Source organism: Sphingobium trunci, assembly GCF_022664535.1.
In the GTDB taxonomy this organism is placed as follows: domain Bacteria; phylum Pseudomonadota; class Alphaproteobacteria; order Sphingomonadales; family Sphingomonadaceae; genus Sphingobium.
Genome location: NZ_JAKUJY010000002.1, coordinates 280,902 through 301,830, shown reverse-complemented (window position 1 = coordinate 301,830; position 20,929 = coordinate 280,902). Strand labels below are relative to the sequence as shown.

Annotated in this window: 22 protein-coding genes; 21 read left to right on the top strand and 1 reads right to left on the bottom strand. The window is 63.3% G+C overall.

Going from position 1 to position 20,929, the window contains the following annotated elements:
- Window positions 1-168: 168 nt before the first annotated feature.
- Window positions 169-1,065, top strand: a complete 897-nt coding sequence (locus MJ601_RS03530; protein WP_242123288.1) for a fructose bisphosphate aldolase — start codon at window positions 169-171, stop codon at window positions 1,063-1,065.
- Window positions 1,066-1,086: 21 nt separating this feature from the next.
- On the opposite strand, the gene MJ601_RS03525 is transcribed toward MJ601_RS03530, so the two are convergent.
- On the bottom strand, window positions 1,087-1,806 hold the full coding sequence (locus tag MJ601_RS03525; protein WP_242123286.1) for a DUF72 domain-containing protein: 720 nt from the start codon (window positions 1,804-1,806) through the stop codon (window positions 1,087-1,089).
- A 75-nt stretch (window positions 1,807-1,881) separates the two neighbouring features.
- On the opposite strand from MJ601_RS03525, the gene thiE reads away from it, so the two are divergent.
- From thiE to nuoN, 20 genes are all read left to right on the top strand, one after another.
- Window positions 1,882-2,571 carry a thiamine phosphate synthase gene (gene thiE / locus MJ601_RS03520; RefSeq protein WP_242123283.1) on the top strand — a complete coding sequence of 230 codons (690 nt, stop codon included), beginning with the start codon at window positions 1,882-1,884 and terminating at the stop codon, window positions 2,569-2,571.
- Window positions 2,572-2,627: 56 nt separating this feature from the next.
- Window positions 2,628-3,737, top strand: coding sequence for a L,D-transpeptidase family protein (locus tag MJ601_RS03515; RefSeq protein ID WP_245405623.1), 1,110 nt, complete (start codon window positions 2,628-2,630; stop codon window positions 3,735-3,737).
- The gene (locus MJ601_RS03510) at window positions 3,734-4,309 is read left to right on the top strand and encodes a M23 family metallopeptidase (RefSeq protein ID WP_242123279.1); all 576 of its coding nucleotides are present in this window, start codon (window positions 3,734-3,736) and stop codon (window positions 4,307-4,309) included. The genes MJ601_RS03515 and MJ601_RS03510 overlap by 4 nt, the downstream gene beginning before the upstream one ends.
- Window positions 4,310-4,411: 102 nt before the next feature.
- Complete coding sequence (gene efp / locus MJ601_RS03505) at window positions 4,412-4,975, top strand: elongation factor P (protein ID WP_025549544.1); 564 nt, start codon at window positions 4,412-4,414, stop codon at window positions 4,973-4,975.
- Between the two features lie 147 nt (window positions 4,976-5,122).
- Complete coding sequence (locus MJ601_RS03500) at window positions 5,123-5,938, top strand: inositol monophosphatase family protein (RefSeq protein WP_242123277.1); 816 nt, start codon at window positions 5,123-5,125, stop codon at window positions 5,936-5,938.
- Window positions 5,939-6,068: 130 nt separating this feature from the next.
- Window positions 6,069-6,443 (top strand): NADH-quinone oxidoreductase subunit A, encoded by a 375-nt coding sequence (locus MJ601_RS03495; RefSeq protein WP_192666551.1) that lies wholly within the window; start codon window positions 6,069-6,071, stop codon window positions 6,441-6,443.
- The gene (locus MJ601_RS03490; RefSeq protein ID WP_242123275.1) at window positions 6,434-6,988 is read left to right on the top strand and encodes a NuoB/complex I 20 kDa subunit family protein; all 555 of its coding nucleotides are present in this window, start codon (window positions 6,434-6,436) and stop codon (window positions 6,986-6,988) included. Before MJ601_RS03495 ends, MJ601_RS03490 begins: the two co-directional genes overlap by 10 nt.
- A 1-nt stretch (window position 6,989) precedes the next feature.
- On the top strand, window positions 6,990-7,766 hold the full coding sequence (locus MJ601_RS03485; RefSeq protein ID WP_242123273.1) for an NADH-quinone oxidoreductase subunit C: 777 nt from the start codon (window positions 6,990-6,992) through the stop codon (window positions 7,764-7,766).
- The gene (locus tag MJ601_RS03480; protein ID WP_242123271.1) at window positions 7,766-9,001 is read left to right on the top strand and encodes an NADH-quinone oxidoreductase subunit D; all 1,236 of its coding nucleotides are present in this window, start codon (window positions 7,766-7,768) and stop codon (window positions 8,999-9,001) included. The genes MJ601_RS03485 and MJ601_RS03480 overlap by 1 nt, the downstream gene beginning before the upstream one ends.
- A complete protein-coding gene (locus MJ601_RS03475; RefSeq protein WP_242123268.1) occupies window positions 8,998-9,414 on the top strand; it encodes a hypothetical protein in 417 nt (138 codons plus the stop codon). The genes MJ601_RS03480 and MJ601_RS03475 overlap by 4 nt, the downstream gene beginning before the upstream one ends.
- Complete coding sequence (gene nuoE, locus MJ601_RS03470; protein ID WP_242123266.1) at window positions 9,407-10,075, top strand: NADH-quinone oxidoreductase subunit NuoE; 669 nt, start codon at window positions 9,407-9,409, stop codon at window positions 10,073-10,075. The genes MJ601_RS03475 and nuoE overlap by 8 nt, the downstream gene beginning before the upstream one ends.
- Window positions 10,072-11,388, top strand: a complete 1,317-nt coding sequence (gene nuoF, locus MJ601_RS03465) for an NADH-quinone oxidoreductase subunit NuoF (RefSeq protein WP_242123264.1) — start codon at window positions 10,072-10,074, stop codon at window positions 11,386-11,388. Before nuoE ends, nuoF begins: the two co-directional genes overlap by 4 nt.
- A 2-nt stretch (window positions 11,389-11,390) precedes the next feature.
- Window positions 11,391-13,397 (top strand): NADH-quinone oxidoreductase subunit NuoG, encoded by a 2,007-nt coding sequence (gene nuoG, locus MJ601_RS03460; protein ID WP_242123262.1) that lies wholly within the window; start codon window positions 11,391-11,393, stop codon window positions 13,395-13,397.
- Complete coding sequence (gene nuoH, locus MJ601_RS03455) at window positions 13,394-14,443, top strand: NADH-quinone oxidoreductase subunit NuoH (RefSeq protein WP_242123260.1); 1,050 nt, start codon at window positions 13,394-13,396, stop codon at window positions 14,441-14,443. The genes nuoG and nuoH overlap by 4 nt, the downstream gene beginning before the upstream one ends.
- Window positions 14,440-14,925 carry an NADH-quinone oxidoreductase subunit NuoI gene (gene nuoI / locus MJ601_RS03450; RefSeq protein ID WP_004211738.1) on the top strand — a complete coding sequence of 162 codons (486 nt, stop codon included), beginning with the start codon at window positions 14,440-14,442 and terminating at the stop codon, window positions 14,923-14,925. The genes nuoH and nuoI overlap by 4 nt, the downstream gene beginning before the upstream one ends.
- Window positions 14,926-14,955: 30 nt before the next feature.
- Window positions 14,956-15,567 (top strand): NADH-quinone oxidoreductase subunit J, encoded by a 612-nt coding sequence (locus tag MJ601_RS03445; protein WP_242123258.1) that lies wholly within the window; start codon window positions 14,956-14,958, stop codon window positions 15,565-15,567.
- Window positions 15,564-15,869 carry an NADH-quinone oxidoreductase subunit NuoK gene (gene nuoK / locus MJ601_RS03440; RefSeq protein ID WP_004211745.1) on the top strand — a complete coding sequence of 102 codons (306 nt, stop codon included), beginning with the start codon at window positions 15,564-15,566 and terminating at the stop codon, window positions 15,867-15,869. The genes MJ601_RS03445 and nuoK overlap by 4 nt, the downstream gene beginning before the upstream one ends.
- 6 nt (window positions 15,870-15,875) lie before the next feature.
- Window positions 15,876-17,939 carry an NADH-quinone oxidoreductase subunit L gene (gene nuoL, locus MJ601_RS03435; RefSeq protein WP_242123256.1) on the top strand — a complete coding sequence of 688 codons (2,064 nt, stop codon included), beginning with the start codon at window positions 15,876-15,878 and terminating at the stop codon, window positions 17,937-17,939.
- Window positions 17,939-19,492 carry an NADH-quinone oxidoreductase subunit M gene (locus MJ601_RS03430; protein WP_242123255.1) on the top strand — a complete coding sequence of 518 codons (1,554 nt, stop codon included), beginning with the start codon at window positions 17,939-17,941 and terminating at the stop codon, window positions 19,490-19,492. The genes nuoL and MJ601_RS03430 overlap by 1 nt, the downstream gene beginning before the upstream one ends.
- The gene (gene nuoN / locus MJ601_RS03425; protein WP_242123254.1) at window positions 19,492-20,928 is read left to right on the top strand and encodes an NADH-quinone oxidoreductase subunit NuoN; all 1,437 of its coding nucleotides are present in this window, start codon (window positions 19,492-19,494) and stop codon (window positions 20,926-20,928) included. Before MJ601_RS03430 ends, nuoN begins: the two co-directional genes overlap by 1 nt.
- Window position 20,929: the final 1 nt, after the last annotated feature.

Below are 20,929 nucleotides of genomic sequence, written 5' to 3'. Positions count from 1 at the left end.
CCACCATTTTCGCCTCGCCCTGAACGGAAGCCCCGCAAAACCTGAAAAGGTTGCGGTGCGCGCCTTGGAGAGTGGCGCGCTTCGCTCGACCGTGGGATGCCGTGCAAGGCGTCCCGTTTGACCGACGCGCTGCCGGGAGGGCGGCGCCAACAGAAAAGGTATGTGCAGATGCAATTCGAGGACATGAAGGCGAAGATCGAGGGCGGCAACGGCTTCATCGCGGCGCTCGACCAGAGCGGCGGTTCGACGCCCAAGGCGCTCAAGGGCTATGGCATCGAGGAAGGCGCATGGAGCGATGAGGAAGAGATGTTCGGCCTGATCCACGCCATGCGCAGCCGCATCATCACCTCGCCGGTCTTTTCGGGCGAAAAGGTGCTGGGCGCGATCCTGTTCGAGCGCACCATGGACGGGCAGGCCGGTGGCAAGCCGGTGCCGCAGGCGCTGATCGAGCGCGGCGTGGTGCCCTTCATCAAGATCGACAAGGGGCTGGAGGACGAAGCCAATGGCGTGCAGCTGATGAAGCCCAACCCGGGCCTCGACACGCTGCTGCACCGTGCCAAGGCGCTGGGCGTGTTCGGCACCAAGGAGCGTTCGGTCATCAACCTTGCCAACCGCGAGGGCATCGCCGCCGTCGTCAGGCAGCAGTTCGAGGTCGGTCAGCAGGTGCTGGCCGCTGGCCTGGTCCCGATCATCGAGCCGGAAGTCAACATCAAGAGCCCGGAGCGCGCCGAGGCCGACCAGATCCTGCTGGAGGAACTTCTCAAGAATCTCGACGCGATGACCGGCGACGACAAGGTGATGCTGAAGCTGTCGCTGCCGACCAAGGCCGGCCTGTTCGATCCGCTGGTCGATCATCCGCGCGTGCTGCGCGTGGTGGCGCTGTCGGGCGGCTTTTCGCGGTCGGAGGCCTGTGTCGAGCTGGCCAAGAATCGCGGCATCATCGCCAGCTTCAGCCGCGCGCTGCTGAACGATCTGCGCCATCAGATGAGCGAAGCCGAGTTCAACGCCTCGCTGGCTGAAGCGATCGACGAAATCCACGGCGCCTCGACCAGGAAGGCGGCCTGATCCGGATGGAGCCGCCGGGCGTCAGAGCCCGGCGGCTTCCTTCAATATCCGCGCGTCGGCAATGGCCTGCGCGTCATAATCATTGTTGAAATAAGCCCAGACCGTACGGCCCTCCCGGCTCTGTCCCTTCATCCATTCGGCCCAGTCCGCCAGCCTGTCACGCGAATAGCCGCCGCGATATTTGCCGGTCGTGCCGTGGAAGCGGACATAGGCGGTCGAACCGGCGGCAAGCGGGGGACTGGCCGAGCCGGGCATGTCATGCACGCAGAACGCCGCGCCGTGCCGTTCCAGCAGCGCATAGAGTTCATCCACATACCAGCTGGGATGCCGGAACTCGAATACCGGGACAGGATCGCGCGGCGCGATGCGAAGGAATGCCTCCAGCCTTGGCAGGTCGAGCGCGAAATGCGGCGGGAGCTGATAGAGCACCGGTCCCAAGGTCGCGCCGAAATGCGCGAAGGACGCCATCATCCTGGCCAGCGGTTCTTCGCAGTCCTTGAGCTTCTTCATCTGCGTCAGATAACGGTTCGCCTTGGCCGCATAGCAGAAGCCGGTCGGCGCCTGTTCGCGCCATTTATCGACCGTTTCCGGCCGGGGCAGGCGATAGAAGCTGTTGTTGATCTCGACCGTGTCGAACTGCCCGGCATAATGAGCGAACCAGTTTTTCGCCGCCAGCTTCTCGGGATAGAAGCGGCCGCGCCAATCCCGGTAATTCCATCCCGAACATCCGATCCTGATCATGCAGGGGGAACGCGGCTGGGCACGGATCGGCTCCGCCCTTTTCCAACAGCATCAAAAGCGGCTAAGGCGGAGCCCATGACCGATTTCACCGACGAAGAACTGGCGCTCGATCCGCATTTCGCCGACCGTTTCGAACAGGGCTTTCGCCCGCCCTGCCAGCTTTATCTGATTTCCCCGCCTGCGATCGGGACCGGATTCACGGACGGCCTTGCCGCAGCCTTTGACGCGGGCAAGGTCGCAGCCTTCCAGTTGCGCCTCAAGGGGCTGGACGAAGATGCCGTCGCCCGCGCCGCCGAACCGCTGCAAAGGCTCTGCGCAGATCGGGACGTGGCATTCATCGTCAATGACAGCATGGCGCTGGCGAAGCGGCTGGGGGCGGACGGCGTTCATCTGGGGCAGGGCGACGGCGATCCGCGCGAGGCGCGCAAGCTGCTCGGTCCCTCGGTGCAGATCGGCGTGACCTGTCATGACAGCCGGCACCTTGCCATGGAAGCGGGGGAGGCGGGGGCCGACTATGTCGCGTTCGGCGCCTTCTATCCGACCGCCACCAAGGAAACCCGTCACCGGCCCGATCCGTCGATCCTGAGCTGGTGGACGGCGCTGTTCGAACTGCCCTGCGTGGCGATCGGCGGCATCACGGCGGACAATGGCTTGCCGCTGGTCAGGGCGGGTGCCGATTTCCTGGCGGTGAGCGGGGCGGTGTGGAACCATGACGCGGGGCCGGGGGCGGGCGTGGCGGCCTTTGCCCCATTGCTGGGCGGCTGACCGGCCCGGCAGGCAGCTTTCTGCCAAACCGTGCGTTCTTTCCATAAAAGGAGAGAATGCCGGTGAAAAAACATAGCCTTGTGCTCTGCCTGCTGTGCGCGGCCTGCAATATGTCGGTGACGGAGGGCAATGAGAATGCCTCCTCCCCGCAGACCCGGCAACCGCAGGCGCAGGCGGCGAAGCCCGCCGCCGATCCCCCCGCCGCCGATCCCTACGCCTTTGCCATCCTGCCCGAACCCGCCGGAGCCCCCGCGCGGACCGACGGGGTGCTCCAGGCGCAGGTGGCGCTGGACCGGGCGGGCTTTTCGCCGGGCGTGCTCGACGGGAAGGAGGGTATGTCCTTCACCATCGCCCTCAAGGGATTTCAGGAGGCGAGGGGATTGCCGCCGACCGGCCGATATGACGAGGCCACGGCCAAGGCGCTGCTGGGCGACCGGCCGCCACCGGCTACCTGGCTGGTGCGCATCCCGGAAGGCTTTGCCAAGGGGCCGTTCCTTGCCGTCCCCAGGGATCTGAACGAACAGGCGAGGTTGCCCGCGCTGGGGTATCGCAACCTGCTGGAGAAGCTGGCCGAGCGTTTCCATACGAAGCCGGAGGTGCTGGTGGCGCTCAACCGGCCCGATACGCGGGTGGGCGCGGGCGCGACGATCCGCGTGCCAGCCATCGCGAACCAGCCGGTGGCGCGGATAGAGGGCGATGAGCGCGGATGGGGGGAGACGCTTGCCGGGCTGGGCGTGGCGAAGGACCAGACGCAGGCCGATCATATCGTGGTGGACAAGTCCGACGGGGTGTTGCGCGCCTATGATGCGCAGGACCGGCTGATCGCGCAATTTCCCGCCACCATGGGATCGCAGCATGATCCCCTGCCGATCGGAACATGGGAAATCAAGGGGTTGAGCCGCAATCCCGATTTTCATTATAATCCCGACCTGTTCTGGGATGCCTCCGCAACGGATCAGAAGGCGGTGTTGAAGCCCGGTCCCAACGGGCCGGTCGGGGTGGTGTGGATCGACCTGTCCAAGCCGCATTATGGCATTCACGGTACGCCCGAACCTCAACTCATTGGCCGGACGGAAAGCCATGGCTGCATCCGCCTGACCAATTGGGATGCGGCGCGGCTGGCGCAGATGGTGAAATCGGGCGTGAAGGCGGTGTTTCAGGAATGAGGACAGGCGGTTGGGCGGGGGTTGGTCTGACGCTTCTGCTCTGTCTTGCCTTCCTGCGCCTGTGCGTGCGGATCGTGCCCGCGGACGCGCCCGCGGATGCGCCCGCGCCTGGGCTCCGGCCCGCTTCGGCCGGGGCGGGCGAACTGCTCATTCCGGTCGAAGGCGTGCCGCCGACAGCCCTGACCGATACTTTCACGCAGGCGAGGGCGAGCGGTGCGCGGGCGCATGACGCGATCGACATCATGGCGGCGCGGGGCCGGGCCGTGCTGGCGGCGGCGGACGGCCGGATCGAAAAGCTGTTCTGGAGCGCGGAGGGCGGCAGGACGCTGTATGAGCGCTCCGCCGATGGCCGGCGCATCTATTATTACGCGCATCTCGACGCCTATGCGCCGGGCGTCAGGGAGGGGATGGCGGTGCGGCGCGGACAGCGGATCGCCAGCGTGGGCAGCACGGGCAATGCCGATCCGTCCGCGCCGCATCTGCACTTCGCCGTGCATGAGATGGGCGCGGGCGAGCCATGGCACGGCGGGCGCGCGATCAACCCCTATCCCCTGCTGGCGCGACCGCGATAGGCCGCTCCCCCTTGCCCTTTCGCCCTTAGCCATGTAAGGGCGCGCGCAGCCTCGAAACAGGCCGGCTCTTTTCACCTTCAGACATATAGGCAGGCTCTTCCCATGAAGATCAGCGGCGTCGAGATTCGTCCCGGCAACAATATCGAATATGACGGCAGCCTGTGGCGCGCCGTGAAGATCCAGCACACCCAGCCCGGCAAGGGCGGCGCCTATATGCAGGTGGAACTCAAGAATCTGATCGACGGGCGCAAGAACAACGTCCGCTTCCGGTCGGCCGAGACGGTCGAGCGCATCCGCCTCGACACCAAGGATTTCCAGTATCTCTATGCCGAGGGCGACATGCTCGTCTTCATGGACACGGAAACCTATGAGCAGATCAACCTGCCGCAGGATCTGGTGGGCGATGCCTCCGCCTTCCTGCAGGACGGCATGATGGTGATGCTGGAAATGTATGAAGAGCGTCCGATCAGCGTGCAGCTGCCCGAAACGGTCGAGGCGACCGTGGTCGAGGCCGACGCCGTGGTGAAGGGCCAGACCGCTTCGGCCAGCTACAAGCCCGCCATTCTCGACAATGGCGTGCGCGTCATGGTGCCGCCGCATATCGTCACCGGCACGCGCATCGTCGTCGATGTGTATGAGCGCGAATATGTGAAGCGCGCGGACTGAAAGACAATTCACCCCTCCGCTGGCGGAGGGGGCAGGGGGCGGGTGGCGAGCATGTGCGAGCTTCCTGCCCTTTCGGTATGAGAAGGCCGCTGACGCGGCCGCCCACCCCCGGCCCCTCCCCGTTTGCGGGAGGGGGGAGACAGAAAAATGGTATCGCATTCGGGCCTTCTGACCGTCATGGAACGTGCCGCGCGCAAGGCCGGTTCCAAGTTGCGCCGCGACTTTGGCGAGGTCGAACATCTCCAGGTGTCCCGCAAGGGGCCTGCGGACTTCGTGTCCAAGGCCGACCAGCAGGCCGAAAAGACCCTGGTGGAGGAATTGCAGAAGGCGCGGCCGGACTGGGGGTTCCTGCTGGAGGAAGGCGGCGAGATCGCCGGCGATCCCAGCAAACCGCGCTGGATCATCGATCCGCTCGACGGCACCACCAACTTCCTGCACGGCATTCCGCACTTCGCGATTTCCATCGCCGTCGAGGAGCCGCTCTACGGTGGCTCCAAGCGCGAGGTGACGAGCGGCATCGTCTATCAGCCGGTGACGGACGAAACCTATTGGGCGGAAAAGAGCCGGGGCGCCTGGCGCCATGACCAGCGGCTGCGCGTGTCGGCGCGGCGCGATCTGGGCGAATGCCTGATCGCCACCGGCATTCCGTTCATGGGCCATGGCGATATGGCCGAATGGACCCGTATCTTCGGCGCGGTGGCGCCTTCGGTGGCGGGCATCCGGCGGTTCGGCGCGGCTGCGCTCGACCTCGCTCATGTCGCGTCCGGACGGTATGACGGCTTCTGGGAAAGCGGGTTGCAGCCATGGGACGTCGCGGCGGGTCTTTTGCTGGTGCGAGAGGCGGGCGGCTTCGTCACCGACTTCCGCGGCGGCGACCAGCCGATCGAGCGCAAGCAAGTCATTGCGGGCAACGACGCCATTCACAGTAAATTACACAAGCTGGTTGCGGGCGCGCTGCGCTGAAAACCGTGCTTTTGGTAGCGGCATCAGGCTGCCGCGTCTGTTGCGAATCATTCTCATGCCTCCGGGCCTTGCTTCGCATATGCAGCGGGCTTAAAGCGCGCCTCATTGTTCATTCGCCCAGGGGATTCCGTTGGTCGATCTAGCCCAATATCTGCCGATCCTGATCTTTCTCGGGATTGCCATCCTGCTTTCGAGCGCATTCGTGTTTCTGCCGATGCTGGTGGGCCGCCTGACCGGCGCGCATCAGCCCGATCCGGCCAAGCTCAGTGAATATGAATGCGGCTTCCCGGCCTTTGAAGAGCCGCGCAGCCAGTTCGACGTGCGTTTCTACCTGGTCGCCATCCTGTTCATCATCTTCGATCTGGAAGCGGCGTTCCTCTTTCCCTGGGCGGTCAGCCTCGACCAGATCGGCTGGGCCGGCTGGGCGACGATGATGATCTTCATAGCGGAGCTTGTGCTTGGCCTCGTCTATGCGTGGAAGAAGGGAGCACTCGATTGGGAGTAGAACTTGAGCGTCCTGTGCCCGGCACCCTGCCGCCCGCAGGAACGCAGCCCGACCAGGATTTCTTCAACGCGCTCAGCAGCGAAGTCAGCGACAAGGGCTTCCTTGTCACCTCGACCGAGGAGCTGTTCCAGTGGGCACGCACCGGTTCGCTGTGGTGGATGACCTTCGGCCTTGCCTGCTGCGCGGTGGAGATGATCCACGTCAACATGCCGCGTTATGACATGGAGCGTTTCGGCGCCGCGCCGCGCGCGTCCCCGCGCCAGTCGGACGTGATGATCGTCGCGGGCACGCTGTGCAACAAGATGGCTCCGGCGTTGCGCAAGGTTTACGATCAGATGTCCAATCCGAAATATGTGATTTCGATGGGCAGCTGCGCGAATGGCGGCGGCTATTATCATTACAGCTATTCGGTGGTCCGTGGCTGCGACCGCATCGTGCCGGTCGACATCTATGTGCCGGGCTGCCCGCCGACCGCGGAGGCCCTGCTCTACGGCATCATGCAGTTGCAGCGGAAAATCCGCCGGGTCGGGACGATTGAGCGCTGATATGGGTCATTCTGCTCCAAAGGTCGTGAACCCGGAAGGGATCGCGCAGGAAATCGCCGGGTTGCTGGGAGCGATGCTGGTCGAAACCGTCGACCATGCCGACGAACTGAGCTTCACCATAGTGCGCGAGAAGCTGGCCGATGCCATGCTGCTGCTGCGCGACAAGGCGGGCTATCAGCAGCTGATGGAAGTCGCTGGCGTCGATTATCCGGAGCGTCCGGACCGGTTCGAGGTCTGCTATCATCTGCTCAGCGTCACGCGGAACCATCGCGTCCGGGTGAAGGTGTCCACCGACGAAGACATGCCGGTTCCCACCGTCACGCACATCTGGCCGGTCGCCGGCTGGCTGGAGCGCGAGGTGTTCGACATGTATGGCGTCATCTTCGGCGGCAATACCGACCTGCGCCGCATCCTGACCGACTATGGCTTCAAGGGGCATCCGCAGCGCAAGGACTTCCCGCTGACCGGCTATGTCGAGCTGCGCTATTCGGAAGAGGACAAGCGCGTCGTCTATGAGCCGGTGAAGCTGGCCCAGGATTTCCGCAGCTTCGACTTCATGAGTCCCTGGGAAGGCGCGCAATATGTGCTGCCGGGCGACGAGAAGGCGCCGCAGGCTCCGGGTGCACCCAGTCCCGCGCCCGCTCCCCCGCCGCCGCCCGCCGCGCCCAAGGGCGAGCCGAAGGCGGATACGCCCAAGACGACGGACAAGCCCGGCGTCAGCGGGGCAGGGGAGCCCGCCGACAGCGAGGCGAACAAAAAGTCTGAGGACAAGGCCTGATGTCCGACTATCTGGAAAAGCTGGACCATGTCATCAACGCGGACGATCCGACGCTGGGTGACACGGAAATCCAGAATTACACGATCAACTTCGGCCCGCAGCACCCCGCCGCGCACGGCGTTCTGCGTCTGGTCATGGAGTTGGACGGCGAAATCGTCGAGCGCTGCGACCCGCATGTCGGCCTGCTGCATCGCGGCACCGAGAAGCTGATCGAGCACAAGACCTATTTGCAGGCGCTGCCCTATTTCGACCGGCTGGACTATTGCTCGCCGCTGGGCATGGAGCATAGCTATGTGCTCGCCATCGAGAAGCTGCTGAATCTGGAAGTGCCGCTGCGCGCGCAATATCTGCGTGTGTTCTTCGCGGAACTGACCCGCATCTGCAACCACATGCTGAACTTGGGTTCGCACGTCATGGACGTCGGCGCGATGACGCCGAACCTGTGGTTGTTCGAAATCCGCGAGGACTGCCTCAACTTCTTCGAGCGCGCGTCCGGCGCCCGCATGCACTCGGCCTATTTCCGGCCCGGCGGCGTGCATCAGGATGTGCCGCTCAAGCTCCTGACCGACATCGCCGACTGGCTCGATACGCGCCTGCCGCGCCTGTTCGAGGACGCGATGAGCCTGGTGGTCGACAACCGCATCTTCAAGCAGCGCAATGTCGATATCGCGGTCGTCAGCAAGGAAGACGCGCTGAAATGGGGCTTCTCCGGTCCCATGATCCGGGGATCGGGCATCCCGTGGGACATCCGCAAGGCGCAGCCCTATGACGTCTACGACCGGATGGAATTCGACGTTCCGGTCGGCACCAATTTCGACTGCTACGACCGCTTCATGGTCCGCGTCGAGGAAGTCCGTCAGTCCGTACGCATCATGAAGCAGTGCTTGAGCGAAATGCCGGAAGGTCCGGTGGCGAGCTTCGACCGCAAGGTGGTGCCGCCCAAGCGCGGCGAGATGAAGCGCTCGATGGAAGCGCTGATCCACCATTTCAAGCTCTATACCGAGGGCTTCCATGTCCCGGCGGGCGAAGTCTATGTCGCTACCGAAAGCCCCAAGGGCGAATTCGGCGTCTATCTGGTCGCGGACGGCTCCAACAAGCCCTATCGCTGCAAGATCCGTCCGACCGCCTTCTCGCACCTTCAGGCGATGGATTTCATGATGAAGGGCCACATGCTGGCCGACACAACCGCTGTCCTTGGCGCCATGGACATCGTATTCGGGGAGTGTGATCGGTGAGTTATCGTGCTCAACCGTTCGACAAATTGTTGGCGCGAGTGCTTCGTTTGTCGAATGGACGGCTCTATATTTACCTGCTTCTTCAAGGCGCGGTCATTCTGGCCGCCATCGGGTTGTCGAATTTGAAAGTTTCGGTAACCGGCAAGGTTATAATCCTTATTGGGATTAACTTGTTCGCTCTTTATCTGTGCAAGCGTGCCTACGATTTGCCAAAGAAGATGTGGTGGTATTTATACGAAGGCCGTGGAGGGCCGCGATATTATCCACTGCTCTTCCGGGGACATCTGGATAATGATCAAGACTACCGTCGGATCGTTAATGACGATCTTGCAATCCAAATTGAACGCGAACTAGCTGAAAGAACATTTTGGGCGAGTTTGAAGAAATTTATCAAGAGGCCGACTAATGGCTGACGCAGTTCATATCCCGGACGAGGCCGAAACCCGCGCGCGCTGGGGCGCGTTCGCGTGGACGGCCGAGAATGCCGAACAGGCGAAGAAGGTCATCGCCCGCTACCCCGCTGGTCGTCAGCAGTCGGCGGTGATGCCGCTGCTCGATCTCGCCCAGCGTCAGGTCGGCGCCGAAACGCAGACGCAGGGCTGGCTGCCGGTGCCGGTGATGGAATATATCGCCGATCAGCTCGAAATGCCCTATATGCGCGTTTACGAGGTCGCGACCTTCTACACCATGTATAATCTGGCTCCGGTCGGCCGCTATCATGTGCAGGTTTGCGGCACCACGCCCTGCATGTTGCGCGGTTCGGACGATGTGTTTTCGGCGTGCAAGAACAAGGGGCTGGTGAAGGGCGGTACGACCCCCGACGGCCTGTTCACGCTGACCGAGGTCGAGTGCCTTGGCGCCTGCGCCAATGCGCCGATGGTCCAGATCAACGATGATAATTTCGAAGACCTGACCTATGACAGCATGAGCGCGATCCTCGACGATCTCGCCGCTGGCAAGCAGCCCAAGATCGGGCCGCAGATCGATCGCCAGACGAGCTGTCCCGAGGGTGGTCCGACCAGCCTCAAGGACATGGTCAACGAAAATCACGACTATCGGGGCGAATGGGCATGAGCGACGTGATTGCGCCTCTCAGCGACAAGGATCGCATCTTCACCAACGTCTATGGCTTCCAGGATTGGGGCATCGACGCGGCGATGAAGCGCGGCGATTGGGACAACACCAAAAAGCTGCTGGAAATCGGCCAGGACGAAATCATCGAGCGCATCAAGGCCAGCGGATTGCGCGGTCGTGGCGGCGCGGGCTTCCCGACCGGCATGAAGTGGAGCTTCATGCCCAAGGAAAGCAGGGATGGCCGTCCGAGCTTCCTTGTCATCAACGCCGACGAATCCGAGCCGGGCTCGTGCAAGGACCGCGAGATCATCCGTCACGATCCGCACAAGCTGATCGAGGGCGCGCTGGTTGCGGGTTTCGCGATGCGGGCGCGCGCGGCCTATATCTATATCCGCGGCGAGTTCATCTATGAGGCGAAGGTGCTCTTCGCCGCCGTCGAGCAGGCCTATGAAAAGGGCTTCCTCGGCAAGAATGCCTGCGGCTCCGGCTATGATTTCGACGTCTTCGTCCATCGCGGCGCGGGCGCCTATATCTGCGGCGAGGAAACCGCGCAGATCGAGAGCCTGGAAGGCAAGAAGGGCCAGCCGCGCCTGAAGCCGCCTTTCCCGGCGGGCGCTGGCCTTTATGGCTGCCCTACCACGGTGAACAATGTGGAATCGATCGCGGTCGCGCCGACGATCCTGCGACGCGGCGCTGAATGGTTCTCCAGCTTCGGGCGGGAGAATAACAAGGGCACCAAGCTCTTCCAGATCAGCGGCCATGTGAACAAGCCCTGCGTCGTCGAAGAATCCATGGGCATCAGCTTCAAGGAACTGATCGACCGGCATTGCGGCGGCATTCGCGGCGGCTGGGACAATCTGCTGGCGGTTATTCCCGGTGGGTCGTCGGTGCCGCTGGTTCCCGCGGCGCAGATCATGGACGCGCCGATGGATTTCGACGGGCTGCGTGGCTTGGGTTCGGGCCTTGGCACCGCCGCCGTCATCGTCATGGACAAGTCGACCGACATCGTCCGCGCCATTTCGCGCCTCTCCTACTTCTACAAGCATGAGAGCTGCGGCCAGTGCACGCCCTGCCGCGAAGGCACCGGCTGGATGTGGCGCGTGATGGAGCGTCTGCGTTCGGGCGATGCCGACCAGAGCGAGATCGACATGCTGTTCCAGGTGACCAAGCAGGTCGAAGGCCACACCATCTGCGCGCTGGGCGATGCGGCGGCATGGCCGATCCAGGGCCTGATCCGGCACTTCCGGCCAGAGATTGAGCGCCGGATCAACGAAAACAAGGGTAGCGCCCCCGTCATGGAGGCAGCGGAGTAACCATGCCGAAGGTCAAAGTAGACGGCGTAGAACTCGAAGTCCCGGCGGGCGCCACTGTCCTGCAGGCCTGCGAGCTGGCGGGGAAGGAAATCCCCCGTTTCTGCTATCATGAGCGCCTCAGCATCGCGGGCAATTGCCGCATGTGCCTGGTCGAGGTGAAGCCCGGACCGCCCAAGCCTCAGGCTTCCTGTGCGTTGCCGGCCGCTGAAAATCAGGAAATCTTCACGCAGACCGAGATGGTGAAGAAGGCGCGCGAAGGGGTGATGGAGTTCCTGCTCATCAACCACCCGCTCGACTGTCCGATCTGCGACCAGGGCGGTGAGTGCGATCTTCAGGACCAGTCGGTCGCCTATGGCAAGGGCAGCAGCCGTTACGACGAGAATAAGCGCGCCGTCACCGAGAAATATATGGGTCCGATCGTCAAGACGGTCATGACCCGCTGCATCCAGTGCACCCGCTGCGTGCGCTTTGCCGAGGAAGTCGCGGGCGTGCCGGAAATCGGCGCCATCTATCGCGGCGAGAATATGCAGATCACCACCTATCTCGAACATGCCGCGAAAAGCGAGCTGTCGGGCAATGTGGTCGATCTCTGCCCGGTCGGCGCGCTGACGTCGAAGCCCTACGCGTTCGAGGCGCGTCCGTGGGAGCTCAAGAAGACCCATGCGATCGACGTGATGGACGCGGTCGGCACCAATATCCGCCTCGACAGCCGTGGCCGGCAGGTGCTGCGCGCCGTGCCGCGCATCAATGACGATGTGAACGAGGAGTGGGCGAGCGACAAGACCCGGCACAATGTCGACGGTCTGGTGCGCAAGCGGCTCGACAAGCCGTTCGTTCGCAAGGATGGCAAGCTGGTCCCGGCGACCTGGAACGAGGCTTTCGCGGCGATCGCTGCCGTTAAGCATGGCGGGTCGGTCGCGGCGCTGGCGGGCGACCTGCTCGACTGCGAGACGATGTTCGCAGGGCGCGCGCTGGTCGAGAAGCTGGGCGGTTCGCTGCTCGAAGGGCGTCAGACGGGCCTTGCCTATGACGTGTCGAGCCTGAGCGCGGTGAACTTCAATACCACGCTGAACGGCCTTGAAAGTGCTGACGTGATCCTGCTGGTCGGCACCAACCTGCGCTGGGAAGCGCCGCTGGTGAACACCCGCATCCGCAAGGCGATCAAGAAGGGCGCTAAGGTCTTTGCGCTGGGTCCGCAGGTCGACCTCACCTACAAGGTCGAATGGCTGGGCAATGACGCGTCGCTGCTGGCGAAGCTGCCGGAAGCGGTGGTCGAGGCGTTCGGCAAGGCGGCGCGTCCGGCGATGATCGTCGGCGGCGGCGTGCTGGCCAAGGACGGCGCGCATGGCGATACGCTGGCGCTGGTCGAGACGCTGGGCCTTATCAAGGATGGCTGGAACGGCTATAATGTGCTGCACTTCGCGGCGGCGCGCATGGGCGGGCTGATGCTGGGCTATGCGACGCAGGGCGGCATCAAGGCGGTGGCCGCGGCCAAGCCGAAGCTGCTCTTCTCGCTGGGCGCGGACGAGGTCGATTATGCGGCGTTCGAGGACAGCTTCAAGGTCTATGTCGGCCACCATGGCGACAAGGGCGCGCATGCGGCGGACGTGATCCTGCCGGGCGCGAGCTACGCCGAAAAGCCGGGCACCTATGTCAATCTGGAAGGCCGGGTGCAGCGCGGTGAAAAGGCCGTGTTCGCGCCAGGCGATGCCCGCGAGGACTGGTCGATCCTGCGCGCCCTGTCGGAAGTGCTGGGCGCGACCCTGCCGTTCGACAGCTTCGAGCAGCTCCGCGCTGAAATGGCCAAGGCGGTTCCGGCTTTGGGCGTCGAGGGGCTGGCAGATTATGGCTGGTCCGTTCCCAAGCTGCCGACCGGTGCGACCGGCGAGTTCGGTTCGCCGATCAAGGATTTCTACCTGACCAACGCCATCTGCCGCGCCAGCCCGACGATGCAGCAATGCTCGGCCGAGCTGATCCATGGCGTGACCTTCGCGGAGGCCGCAGAGTGACCGCTTTCTTCAACAATCTGGGCCTGCCCTATGAAGGGGCGTGGCTGCTTTCGACGATCATCGGCATTTTGCTGATCGCGCTGCCGCTGATGCTGGCGGTCGCGATGATCATCTATGTGGACCGCAAGATCTGGGCGGCCATGGCCCTGCGCCGTGGTCCCAACGTGGTCGGTCCCTTCGGTCTGCTCCAGTCCTTCGCGGACGGTGCCAAGGTTTTCCTGCAGGAAACCATCATCCCGTCTGCGTCCAACCGGGCGTTGTTCCTGATCGCGCCGATCATCACCTTCACCGTCGCGCTGATGGCCTGGGCGGTGATCCCGTTCCAGGTGGGCGTGGTGCTGGCCAACATCAATGTCGGCCTGCTCTACATCCTCGCGATCAGTTCGCTCGGCGTCTATGGCGTGGTGCTCTCGGGTTGGGCGTCCAACTCCAAATATCCCTTCTATTCGGCGATCCGCGCCAGCGCGCAGATGATCAGCTATGAAGTCTCGATCGGCTTCATCCTCATCACCGTGGTGCTCTGGGCGGGCAGCTTCAACATCTCGGCGATCGTCGAAAGCCAGAAGGGCTATTATGGCTTCCTGAACGGCAATGGGTTCAACCCGCTGCTCTTCCCGATGGCGATCATGTTCCTGATCTCGGCCATGGCGGAAACCGCGCGCGCACCCTTCGACCTCACCGAAGCGGAATCGGAACTGGTCGCGGGTTACCAGACCGAATATTCGTCCATGGCGTTCGCCCTCTTCTGGCTCGGCGAATATGCCAACGTGATCCTGATGTGCGGTTTGAACGCCATCCTGTTCTGGGGCGGATATCTGCCGCCGTTCGACTGGGCGCCGCTCTATCTGGTGCCGGGGATCATCTGGTTCCTGCTGAAGCTCGCCTTCTTCTTCTTCGTCTTCTCCTGGGTGAAGGCGACGGTGCCCCGCTACCGTTACGACCAGCTGATGCGGCTGGGCTGGAAGATCTTCCTGCCGACCTCGCTGCTGTTCGTCTTCCTGGTTTCGGGCTTCCTCATGTTCACGCGTTACGGAGGCGCTCAATGAGCCTCGGCTATTATGTCAAATCCTTCACCCTCTGGGAGTTTGTGAAGGCGCATTGGTTGACGCTGAAGTATTTCTTCAAGCCCAAGGCGACCATCAACTATCCCTATGAGAAGAACCCGATTTCGCCGCGGTTCCGGGGTGAACATGCGCTGCGCCGCTATCCCAACGGGGAAGAGCGCTGCATCGCGTGCAAGCTGTGCGAGGCGATCTGCCCCGCCCAGGCGATCACCATCGAAGCGCAGCCGCGCGACGATGGCAGCCGCCGGACGACGCGCTACGACATCGACATGACCAAGTGCATCTATTGCGGCTTCTGCCAGGAAGCCTGCCCGGTGGATGCGATCGTCGAGGGTCCGAACTTCGAATTCGCCACCGAGACGCGCGAGGAGCTGATCTACGACAAGGCCAAGCTTCTTGAAAATGGCGACAAGTGGGAGCGGGCGATTGCCGCGAACCTTGCCGCCGATGCGCCGTACCGTTAAGCCGCAGCCGCCAGAGGGATATACAGACCTGTGATACATGTCTTCGCCTTTTACCTGTTCGCCGCGATCGTGGTGTGCAGCGGCGCGCTGACGATCCTGTCGCGCAATCCGGTTCATTCGGTGCTGTGGCTGATCCTCGCCTTCTTCAACGCGGCGGGGCTGATGGTCCTGCTGCGCGCCGAATTCATCGCGATGCTGCTGGTCATCGTCTATGTGGGGGCGGTCGCCGTGCTGTTCCTGTTCGTGGTCATGATGCTGGACATCGATTTCGCGGAGCTGCGCGCCGGTTTCGTCGATTATCTGCCCTTCGGGCTGCTGATCGCGCTGGTGCTGCTGGCCGAGATCGTGCTGGGCATTGGCCTCTGGAGCGCCGGTCCCATCGAGATGGCGCAGCGCGCCGCGCCGGTGAAACCGGAGCTTTCCAACATCCAGGCGATCGGTGCGCTGCTCTACACCCGCTATATCTTCCTGTTCGAAGCGGCGGGCATCGTCCTGCTGGTCGCGATGATCGGCGCCATCGTGCTGACCCATCGGGCCCGTGGCGGCGTGCGCGGCCAGAATATCGCCCGCCAGAACCGCCGCCGTCCGCAGGATGCGGTGCGTAACGTCAATCAGCCCGTAGGGCAGGGGGTGGAGCTGTGATCGGCCTTCAGCATTATATGGTGGTCAGCGCGATCCTCTTCGTGATGGGCGTGCTGGGCATCTTCATCAATCGCAAGAATGTCATCATCATCCTGATGGCGATCGAGCTGATCCTTTTGAGCGTGAACATCAACCTTGTCGCCTTCAGCGCCTTCCTGGGCGATCTGGTGGGCCAGGTGTTCAGCATGTTCGTGCTGACCGTCGCTGCGGGTGAGGCGGCCATCGGCCTTGCCATCCTCGTCATTTACTTCCGTGGTCGCGGCACCATCGCCGTCGACGATGTCAACCGGATGAAGGGCTAAAGCTCGATGATCCAGCTTATCGTCCTTCTCCCGTTGCTGGCTGCTGCCATCGCCGGCCTTGGCAACAAGGCCCTGGGCAAGCTGCCCGCGAAGATCGTCACCACCGGCGCGCTCTTTGCCTCCTGCGCCATGAGCTGGCCGATCTTCCTCAGCTTCCTGACCGGTCATGCAGAGCCTCATGTGGCGCCCGTGTTCACCTGGATCCAGTCGGGCAGCTTCGACGCCCAATGGGCGCTGCGCGTTGACACCATGACGGCGGTCATGCTGGTGGTCATCACCAGCGTGTCGAGCCTCGTCCACCTTTATTCGTGGGGCTATATGGAGGAGGAGCCGGACCAGCCGCGCTTCTTCGCCTATCTGTCGCTCTTCACCTTCGCGATGCTGATGCTCGTGACGGCGAACAATCTGCTGCAGATGTTCTTCGGCTGGGAAGGCGTGGGCCTGGCATCCTACCTGTTGATCGGTTTCTGGTTCCGCAAGCCAAGCGCAAACGCCGCCGCGATCAAGGCGTTCGTCGTCAACCGCGTCGGCGACCTTGGCTTCATGATGGGCATTTTCGGCACCTATCTGGTGTTCAACACCATCTCGATCCCGGAAATTCTGGCCGCCGCGCCGTCCATGGCCGGTTCGACCATCGGCTTCCTGGGCCATCGTTTCGACACCATGACCGTGCTTTGCCTGCTGCTGTTCGTCGGCGCGATGGGCAAGTCGGCGCAGCTTGGCCTCCACACCTGGCTGCCGGACGCAATGGAAGGCCCGACCCCGGTGTCGGCGCTGATCCACGCGGCGACCATGGTGACCGCAGGCGTGTTCATGGTGTGCCGCCTGTCGCCGATGTTCGAAACCTCGCCTACGGCGCTGCATTTCGTGACCTTCATCGGGGCGGCGACCTGTCTGTTCGCGGCGACCGTGGGCACGGTGCAGAACGACATCAAGCGCGTGATCGCCTATTCGACCTGCTCGCAGCTGGGCTATATGTTCTTCGCGGCGGGTGTCGGCGCCTATGGCGCGGCGATGTTCCACCTTTTCACCCATGCCTTCTTCAAGGCCCTGCTGTTCCTGGGCGCCGGTTCGGTCATCCATGCGATGCACCATGAACAGGACATGCGTTATTATGGCGGCCTCAGGAAGGAGATACCGATCACCTTCTGGACGATGACGCTGGGCACGCTGGCCATCACCGGCGTCGGCCTGCCGCTCGTCGGCGTCGGCTTCGCGGGCTTCTATTCGAAGGACGGCATTCTCGAAGCGGCCTATGCTTCGGGCGGTGCGGGCGTGGGCGCCTATCTGGTCGGCGTGTTCGCGGCGCTGCTCACCAGCTTCTATTCCTGGCGACTGGTGTTCCTGACCTTCTTCGGCAAGCCGCGCTGGGCCGCTTCGGAGCATATCCAGCATGCGGTCCATGGCCATCATGAGGCGGCGGATGAAGAGGACGGCCATGGTCACGACGCCCATGCGCATGGTCATGACGATCATGGCCCTCACGGCCATGAACTGACCGGCACGGCAGGCTATCATCCGCATGAAAGCCCCTGGGTCATGCTGCTGCCGCTGGTGGTATTGAGCCTGGGCGCGGTGTTCGCCGGTTTCGCCTTCCACGACCAGTTCATCGGCCCGGAGGGCGGCATCGAGTTCTGGAAGGGCGCCCTGGCGTTCGACAGCCACCTGATGCACGCGGCGCATGAAGTGCCGACCTGGGTCAAGTTCGGTCCGTTCACGGTGATGCTGACCGGCCTCGTGATCGCGATGCTGGCCTATCTCAAATTCACCGACTGGCCGCGGCGTTTCGTCGCCACCTTCGGCGTTCTCTACCAGTTCCTGCTCAACAAATGGTATTTCGACGAACTCTATCATGTCCTGTTCGTCAGGCCTGCCTTCGCCATCGGCCGCTTCTTCTGGAAGTTCGGTGACGTCGGCTTCATCGACCGCTTCGGGCCCAACGGTCTGGCCGCGCTGGTCGTGCAGGGCAATAAAGTCACCCGTCGGCTTCAGTCCGGCTACCTCTACACTTACGCGCTGGTGATGCTGATTGGCCTCGCCGCGGCTGCAACCTGGGCGATGACACGATAATGGACGGCTTCCCCATCCTTTCCCTGATGATGGCAGTGCCGATGGCGGGGGCCATCGCCTGTCTCTACGCAGGTGCCAGTCAGGCGCGTCTGATCGCGCTGGTGGCGACGCTGGTCGATCTGGTGCTGGGCATCCTGCTCTGGGCGCATTTCGACCAGTCGGCGGGCGCCGCCCAGTGGCAGTTCCAGGAATATGCGCCGATCTTCGGACGCTTCGCCTGGGCGCTGGGCATCGACGGCATCGCGCTGATGCTCATCATGCTCACCGTCTTCCTGATGCCGATCTGCATCGGGGCCAGCTGGCTGGCGATCGAAAAGCGCGTCGGCGAATATATGGCGGCGTTCCTGTTCATGGAGGTGCTGATGATCGGCGTCTTCACGGCGCAGGATCTCTACCTCTTCTACATCATGTTCGAAGCCGGCCTGATCCCGATGTACCTCATCATCGGCATCTGGGGTGGCGCCGATCGCATCTACGCGTCTTACAAATTCTTCCTCTACACGTTGCTTGGATCGGTGCTGATGCTGATCGCGATGATGTGGATGGTGCATGAAGCGGGCACGACCGACATCCCGACGCTGATGGCCTATCATTTCGATCCGAAGATCCAGACCTGGCTGTGGCTGGCCTTCTTCGCCAGCTTCGCGGTGAAGATGCCGATGTGGCCGGTCCACACCTGGCTGCCCGACGCGCACGTTCAGGCGCCGACCGCGGGGTCCGTCATTCTGGCGGGCGTGCTGCTGAAGATGGGTGGCTATGGCTTCATCCGCTTCTCGCTGCCGATGTTCCCGGAAGCCTCGGCGCAACTCGCGCCGCTGGTCTGGGGCCTGTCGATGGTCGCGGTGGTCTATACCAGCCTCGTCGCCCTCGTTCAGTCGGACATGAAGAAGCTGATCGCCTATTCGTCGGTTGCGCATATGGCGATCGTCACCGTCGGCCTGTTCGCCTTCAACCAGGCGGGCATCGAAGGCGCGATGATGGTGATGCTGGGCCATGGCCTGGTGTCGGGCGCGCTGTTCCTCTGTGTCGGCGTCATCTATGACCGCCTGCACACCCGCGAGATTGCCCGCTATGGCGGCCTCAGCATCAACATGCCGAAATATGCGGTGCTGTTCATGCTGTTCACCATGGCGTCGGTGGGTCTGCCGGGCACCAGCAACTTCGTCGGCGAATTCCTGTCGCTCATGGGCGTTTACCAGGCGTCGAGCTGGGTGGCGCTGGTCTGCACCACGGGCATCATCCTGGGCGCGGCTTATATGCTATATCTCTATCGCCGCATCTGTTACGGCGAGCAGAAGAATGCCGACGCGGCGGCCATGCCCGACCTGTCGATGCGGGAAGTCTGGCTGCTGGCGCCGATCGCCGCTGCGGTGCTGTGGATGGGCATCTATCCAGAGAGCTTCCTCGCACCCATGCGTTCCGACATCCGCGCGCTGGAAGCGCGCATCGCCTCCGCCGCTCCGGCGGGAGATTCCAGGATCAAGATGGGTCCGGCCATTCCGGCCGCTGAGGCCCATCACGAAGAAGCACCCGCGCACGGGGAGGCGCACTGATGATTGATAACGCTTCCCTTCTGGCGGTCCTGCCGGAGCTGGTACTGACGGCTGGCGGCCTGATCCTGATGCTGATCGCGGCTTTTGGCGGCGACGGCACCACCCGGCTGGTCAACTGGCTGTCGGTCGCGACGCTGGCCGTTGCCGGGCTGACGCTCTCGACGTCGCTGGCCCATGGGCCGGTGGCCTTTGACGGGCTGGTGTGGGCCGATGCCTTCTCTGTCTTTGCCAAGGCGCTGATCTATGGCGCGGCGGCGGCGGCGATCCTGCTGGCACCGCGCTATTTCGTCACCGGCGGCGCGCTGCGCCCCGAATATCCGATCCTGATCCTCTTTGCTGCCATCGGCATGGGGATGATGGTGTCGGCGGGCGACATGTTGACGCTCTATGTCGGCCTCGAAATGAACAGCCTTGCCTCCTATGTGCTGGCAAGCTTCATGCGGCAGGACGATCGCTCGTCCGAAGCGGGCCTCAAATATTTCGTCCTCGGTTCGCTGGCGAGCGGCATCCTGCTCTACGGCATTTCGCTGCTCTACGGCTTCACCGGCGGCACCAGCTTCGACGGCATCGCGGTCGCGTTGGGCGACGGCGTGTCGAAGGGCGAGCTGTTCGGCCTGGTGTTCGTGCTGGCGGGCCTTGCCTTCAAGATCAGCGCCGTGCCGTTCCACATGTGGACGCCCGATGTCTATGAAGGCGCGCCGACGCCGGTGACGACCTTCTTCGCCAGCGCGCCCAAGGTCGCGGCGATGGGCCTGACCGTCCGCGTGGCGATCGAGGCGCTGGGTCCGGCCGGGCTGGACTGGCAGCAGATCGTGATCTTCGTGGCGCTGGCGTCGATCCTGTTCGGTGCGGTCGCGGCTATCGGCCAGACCAACATCAAGCGCCTGATGGCCTATTCCTCGATCAACAATGTCGGCTTCGCGCTGATCGGCCTGGCGGCGGGGACCCCTGCCGGCGTGGCGGGCACGATGAGCTACATGGCGATCTATGTCGTGATGACCATCGGCGCGTTCGCCTGCATCCTGCAGATGCGCGATGCGGACGGCAAGCCGGTCGAGACGATCGCGAGCCTTGCAGGGCTGTCGCGTTCGCGCAAGGGGCTGGCGGCGGCGCTGGCCATCTTCATGTTCTCCATGGCCGGTATCCCGCCGCTCTTCGGTTTCTGGGCCAAGTTCCTGGTGTTCGATGCGGCGGTGGCGGCGGGGCTGACGGCTCTGGCGGCCTTCGGCATCGCGGCTTCGGTGATCGGCGCCTTCTATTATCTCAAGATCATCAAGACGATGTATTTCGACGAACCTGCCGACGCCTATGAAGCGCGCGGCGGGGCGGTCGAGAATATCATCCTGACGGCCTGCGCCGCGGTCATCGTCTTCGGCTATCTGCTGAACCCGATGCTTGACAAGGTGAGCGCGGCGGCAGCGGCGTCGCTGTTCTGAG

Coding starts and splice junctions, on each gene's coding strand:
- MJ601_RS03500 (WP_242123277.1), top strand. CDS start 5,123: ATGGTATCGCATTCGGGCCTTCTGACCGTCATGGAACGTGCCGCGCGC.
- MJ601_RS03485 (WP_242123273.1), top strand. CDS start 6,990: ATGGGTCATTCTGCTCCAAAGGTCGTGAACCCGGAAGGGATCGCGCAG.
- MJ601_RS03515 (WP_245405623.1), top strand. CDS start 2,628: ATGCCGGTGAAAAAACATAGCCTTGTGCTCTGCCTGCTGTGCGCGGCC.
- MJ601_RS03510 (WP_242123279.1), top strand. CDS start 3,734: ATGAGGACAGGCGGTTGGGCGGGGGTTGGTCTGACGCTTCTGCTCTGT.
- nuoN (WP_242123254.1), top strand. CDS start 19,492: ATGATTGATAACGCTTCCCTTCTGGCGGTCCTGCCGGAGCTGGTACTG.
- nuoG (WP_242123262.1), top strand. CDS start 11,391: ATGCCGAAGGTCAAAGTAGACGGCGTAGAACTCGAAGTCCCGGCGGGC.
- efp (WP_025549544.1), top strand. CDS start 4,412: ATGAAGATCAGCGGCGTCGAGATTCGTCCCGGCAACAATATCGAATAT.
- MJ601_RS03530 (WP_242123288.1), top strand. CDS start 169: ATGCAATTCGAGGACATGAAGGCGAAGATCGAGGGCGGCAACGGCTTC.
- nuoE (WP_242123266.1), top strand. CDS start 9,407: ATGGCTGACGCAGTTCATATCCCGGACGAGGCCGAAACCCGCGCGCGC.
- nuoF (WP_242123264.1), top strand. CDS start 10,072: ATGAGCGACGTGATTGCGCCTCTCAGCGACAAGGATCGCATCTTCACC.
- nuoI (WP_004211738.1), top strand. CDS start 14,440: ATGAGCCTCGGCTATTATGTCAAATCCTTCACCCTCTGGGAGTTTGTG.
- thiE (WP_242123283.1), top strand. CDS start 1,882: ATGACCGATTTCACCGACGAAGAACTGGCGCTCGATCCGCATTTCGCC.
- nuoL (WP_242123256.1), top strand. CDS start 15,876: ATGATCCAGCTTATCGTCCTTCTCCCGTTGCTGGCTGCTGCCATCGCC.
- MJ601_RS03430 (WP_242123255.1), top strand. CDS start 17,939: ATGGACGGCTTCCCCATCCTTTCCCTGATGATGGCAGTGCCGATGGCG.
- MJ601_RS03480 (WP_242123271.1), top strand. CDS start 7,766: ATGTCCGACTATCTGGAAAAGCTGGACCATGTCATCAACGCGGACGAT.
- MJ601_RS03525 (WP_242123286.1), bottom strand. CDS start 1,806: ATGATCAGGATCGGATGTTCGGGATGGAATTACCGGGATTGGCGCGGC.